Annotated in this window: 5 protein-coding genes; 3 read left to right on the top strand and 2 right to left on the bottom strand. The window is 69.8% G+C overall.

Annotated elements, in window-relative coordinates:
• Positions 1 to 424: NAD-binding protein (locus I73_RS24145; protein ID WP_022982976.1), on the bottom strand; the 424-nt coding region annotated here is incomplete at its 3' end.
• A 96-nt stretch (positions 425 to 520) separates the two neighbouring features.
• Here I73_RS24145 and I73_RS24140 point away from each other — a divergent pair.
• Both I73_RS24140 and I73_RS24135 read left to right on the top strand, forming a co-directional pair.
• Positions 521 to 1,561 carry a CDP-6-deoxy-delta-3,4-glucoseen reductase gene (locus I73_RS24140; protein WP_022982975.1) on the top strand — a complete coding sequence of 347 codons (1,041 nt, stop codon included), beginning with the start codon at positions 521 to 523 and terminating at the stop codon, positions 1,559 to 1,561.
• Between the two features lie 6 nt (positions 1,562 to 1,567).
• Positions 1,568 to 2,185, top strand: coding sequence for a LysE family translocator (locus tag I73_RS24135; protein ID WP_022982974.1), 618 nt, complete (start codon positions 1,568 to 1,570; stop codon positions 2,183 to 2,185).
• A 34-nt stretch (positions 2,186 to 2,219) separates the two neighbouring features.
• Here the strand turns inward: I73_RS24135 and I73_RS24130 are convergent, their stop codons facing one another.
• Positions 2,220 to 3,125, bottom strand: a complete 906-nt coding sequence (locus tag I73_RS24130; protein ID WP_022982973.1) for a LysR family transcriptional regulator — start codon at positions 3,123 to 3,125, stop codon at positions 2,220 to 2,222.
• 112 nt (positions 3,126 to 3,237) lie between these two features.
• Here I73_RS24130 and I73_RS24125 point away from each other — a divergent pair, with 112 nt between their 5' ends.
• The gene (locus I73_RS24125; RefSeq protein ID WP_022982972.1) at positions 3,238 to 4,431 is read left to right on the top strand and encodes an acyl-CoA dehydrogenase; all 1,194 of its coding nucleotides are present in this window, start codon (positions 3,238 to 3,240) and stop codon (positions 4,429 to 4,431) included.
• Positions 4,432 to 4,628 lie beyond the last annotated feature (197 nt).

Raw genomic sequence — 4,628 nt, 5'->3', positions numbered from 1 at the left:
CCACACGGCGCCGCGCCCGGTCGGTTTGCGGCGCACAGGCCCGGGTCTCGTCCATCCAGGCACCGCCCGCATCGCCATACACCCCGGTGGTGCTGGCATAGACCAGGCGGCGCACCGCCCGGCCACTGCGCAGGACCCGCACCAGGGCGCGAGAGCGCGGGTCACCGGCGCCCTGCCCCGGTGGCGGGGCCAGCATCAGCGCCCGGCTGGCCAGCGCAGCCAGCCGCCGCAGGCTGGCCGGTGTGTCCAGATTGCCCACCAGCGGCGTCGCCCCGGCCGCCCGCAGGGCCTCGCAGCGCGCGGGCGAGGAGGTCAGCACCCGAACAGTCTGGTGGCAAGTCACGCGCGGCAGCAGGCGAGTACCCACGTCACCACAGCCCACGATGAGCAGGCGGCTGCGGCGGAAGCGGGCGGGCAAGGACATGGTGGACAGGGCAAAATGGCAGGTTGCGCCGAGTGTAGCCAGCGCGCTGGCCGGCACCGCGACGCCCCCTTCCCTTTCCGGTTTGCCCAGATCCCCATGAGCTTTCACGTCACCCTCCAGCCTTCGGGCCGCCAGTACAACGTCGACGGCGACGAAACCCTGCTGACCGCCGCCATCCGGGAAGGCATCGGCCTGCCCTATGGTTGCAAGGACGGCGCCTGCGGCTCCTGCAAGTGCAAGCTGATCGAGGGCCAGGTGGTCATGGGCGAGCACCAGGAAAAGGCGCTGAGCGCCGCCGAGCAGGCCGCCGGCATGATCCTGACCTGCCGGGCCACGGCGCAGAGCGATGTGGTCCTGGAAGCCCGCGGTGTGGCCGCCGAAGGCCAGTTCCCGGTGCTGAAGATGCCCGGCCGCGTGCTGTCGCTGGAGCGCCTGGCCGAGGACGTGATGCGCGTGAAGGTGCAGCTGCCGGCCAACCAGAACTTCCAGTTCCACGCCGGCCAGTACATCGAGTTCCTCCTGCGCGACGGCGCCCGCCGCGCCTACTCCATGGCCAACGCCCCGCACAACCTGGGCACGCCGCCGGCCATCGAGCTGCACATCCGCCACATGCCCGGCGGCAAGTTCACCGACCAGGTGTTCAGCACGCTCAAGGAAAAAGACATCGTGCGCATGGAAGGGCCCTTCGGCAGCTTCTACCTGCGCGAGGACAGCGACAAGCCCATCGTGCTGCTGGCCTCGGGCACCGGCTTCGCGCCGATCAAGGCCCTGATCGAGCGCATGGAGGCCCAGGGCCTCAGCCGCCCCACCGTGCTGTACTGGGGTGGCCGCCGCAAGGCCGACCTGTACCTGACCGACTGGCTGGCCGAGGCCACCGCCCGCCTGCCCTGGCTGCGCTTCGTGCCCGTGCTCTCCAACGCCCTGCCCGAGGACGGCTGGACCGGCCGCACCGGCTTCGTCCACCAGGCGGTGATGGCCGACCTGCCGGACCTGTCCGGCCACCAGGTCTATGCCTGCGGCGCGCCCATCGTCATCGAAAGCGCCCAGCGCGATTTCGTGGCCCAATGTGGCCTGCCGGCCGAAGAGTTCTACGCCGACAGCTTCACCTCCGAAGCCGACAAGCACCCCAACGCCTGAGGCCCCATGGACGCCCTGCTCTTCTTCCCGCTGGCCGTGATGATCGCCCTGACCCCGGGGCCGAACAACTTCTGCGCGCTCAACAACGGGATCCGGCAGGGCGTGGGCGCCGCACTGTTCGGCACCGTCGGCCGGGTGCTGGCCTTCGCCATCTTCCTGACCATCTCCGCCGTGGGCCTGGGTGCCATGCTGCTGGCCTCCGAAACCGCCTTCAGCGTGCTCAAGTGGCTGGGCGCGGCCTACCTCTTCTGGCTGGGCTGGAAGGCCTGGCACAGCACGGACGCCGGCCACCTGGCCGCCGACGACAGCCAGGTACCACCGCGTTCGCTGCGCAGCCTGGCCACGCAGGAATTCCTGCTGGGCATCAGCAACCCCAAGGCCATGCTGCTGTTCGCGGCCATCTTTCCGCAGTTCATCAACCCGGCCAAGCCCGCCGCGCACCAGTTCCTGGTGCTGGGCGCCACCTACCTGGCGGCCGAGTTTGTGTCCGCCGCGGTCTATGGCGCGGGCGGCAGCCAGCTGCGCCGCTTCATCACCACACCGCGCGGCGCCCGGCGCCTGAACAAGGCCACCGGCGGCTTCTTCGCCGGGGCCGGTGGCCTGCTGCTGGCCGCCCACCGCTGACGTCCTTGGCAGCCCCGGCCGCCGGAGCCTGTCCTCAGCCCTGTGCCTGGTAGGCCGCCGCCTGCCCCGTCAACCAGCCGGCCAGGGCCTGCAGCAGCGGCCCATCGGCCTTGTGCGGCGGATAGATCAGCCTGTAGCTGCGGCCGCTGGCATGCGGGTGCGGCAGCAGCACCACCAGCCGGCCGCTGGCCAGATCGCTTTCCACCAGCAGACGCGGCACCAGGGCCACGCCCAGACCCTGCGCCGCCGCCTCCGACAACATGGAGAACAGCTCCATGCGCGGCCCGGCCATGTCGTGCTCCACTGCCAACCCCAGCGAGGCGAACCACTGCCGCCAGCCGTCCGGCCGGGTGCTAGCCTGCAGCAGCGGCAGCCGGGCCACGTCGTCTGCCGAGCGGCAGGCCTGCGCGCCGGGCAGGCGCGGGCTGGCCACCGCCACCAGGGGCTCGGGCAGCAGGTCGATGGACTCGGTGCCCGGCCAGGGCTCGCTGCCGGGCAGGATGGCGGCATCGAAGGGCGTGTCGGTGAACAGGAAGGGCCGGGTGCGCGGCGTGAAGTGCAGCGTGATGCCCGGATGCTGGCCTTGGAAGTCGCCCAGGCGCGGCAGCAGCCACTGGGTGGCAAAGGTGGGCACCACCGCCAGCTCCAGGCTGCCGCCGCCCTCCTCGCCACCGCTCATCAGGTCCAGTGCATCGCGCTCCACCTCGTCCAAGCGGGCCGCCACCCGCCGGCTGTAGCGCTGGCCCGCCTCGGTCAGGGCCACGCCGCGCTGGCTGCGGCGGAACAGCTTCACACCCAGGAAGTCCTCCAGGCTGGCGATCTGGCGGCAGATGGCGCTCTGGGTGACCGCCAGTTCGCTGGCGGCCCGGGTGTAGCTCTGGTGGCGGGCGGCCGCCTCGAAGGCGGCCAGGGCGGCGGTGGAGGGCAATTTGCGGCGCACAGCGACTCCGGAGTGCGTCCAGCGCACATTTGGGTGCCAAATTCTCGTTTGTCTGCCCGGAAGCCACAACCTAAGATGCAACACCAGCACAACATCATCTGAGAGACACCCGATGAGCCACGCCCCCCGCTCTGCCAAGCCCGTTTTCCACTGGGACGACCCCCTGCTGCTGGAAGACCAGCTGAGCGAGGACGAGCGCCAGGTGCGTGATGCCGCCCGCGCCTACTGCCAGGACAAGCTGGCCCCGCGTGTGCTGGAAGCCTTCCGCCACGAGAAGACCGACGCCGCCATCTTCCGCGAGATGGGTGAGCTGGGCCTGCTGGGCCCGACCATCCCCGAGGCCTACGGCGGCGCCGGCCTGAACTACGTCTGCTACGGCCTGGTGGCCCGCGAGGTGGAGCGCGTCGACTCGGGCTACCGCTCGATGATGAGCGTGCAGTCCTCCCTGGTGATGGTGCCGATCTTCGAGTTCGGCAACGAGCAGACCAAGCAGAAGTACCTGCCCAAGCTGGCCACCGGCGAGTGGATCGGCTGCTTCGGCCTGACCGAGCCCAACCACGGCTCCGACCCGGCCAGCATGATCACCCGCGCCAGGAAGGTGCAGGGCGGCTACAGCCTGTCGGGCAGCAAGATGTGGATCACCAACAGCCCGATCGCCGACGTGTTCGTGGTCTGGGCCAAGGATGACGAAGGCGCCATCCGCGGCTTCGTGCTGGAAAAGGGCTGGAAGGGCCTGTCGGCCCCGGCCATCCACGGCAAGGTGGGCCTGCGCGCCTCCATCACCGGCGAGATCGTGATGGACGAGGTCTTCTGCCCCGACGAAAACGCCTTCCCCGAGGTGCGCGGCCTCAAGGGCCCGTTCACCTGCCTGAACAGCGCCCGCTACGGCATCGCCTGGGGTGCGCTGGGCGCGGCCGAGTTCTGCTGGCACATGGCCCGCCAGTACACGCTGGACCGCAAGCAGTTCGGCAAGCCGCTGGCCGCCAACCAACTGGTGCAGAAGAAGCTGGCCGACATGATGACCGAGATCACCCTGGGCCTGCAGGGCTGCCTGCGCCTGGGCCGCATGAAAGACGAGGGCACGGCTGCGGTGGAGATCACCTCCATCATGAAGCGCAACAGCTGCGGCAAGGCGCTGGACATCGCCCGCACCGCGCGTGACATGCTGGGCGGCAACGGCATCTCCGACGAGTTCGGCATTGCCCGCCACCTGGTCAACCTGGAGGTGGTGAACACCTACGAGGGCACGCACGACATCCATGCGCTGATCCTGGGCCGGGCGCAGACGGGCATCGCGGCGTTCTGAACGAATCGGACTGCAGGAAAACCTTGCGTTCGCTTGGCGTGAGGTTCGGTCGCCGGGCTGTGCTGCTCCGCTCATGTCCCCCGGCCTTCGGCCTCCTCCTTGACTTCGCTTCACAGCACACCCCAACGCCCGAACCTGGCACCGTCTTGGCTGTTCGGAGGGTGAAACAGCGCGATGTCTGCTGGCCGGGGACTCGG

It is taken from the genome of Ideonella sp. B508-1, assembly GCF_000333615.1.
Classification (GTDB): domain Bacteria; phylum Pseudomonadota; class Gammaproteobacteria; order Burkholderiales; family Burkholderiaceae_C; genus Ideonella.
This window is presented reverse-complemented; position numbering and strand designations above follow the sequence as displayed.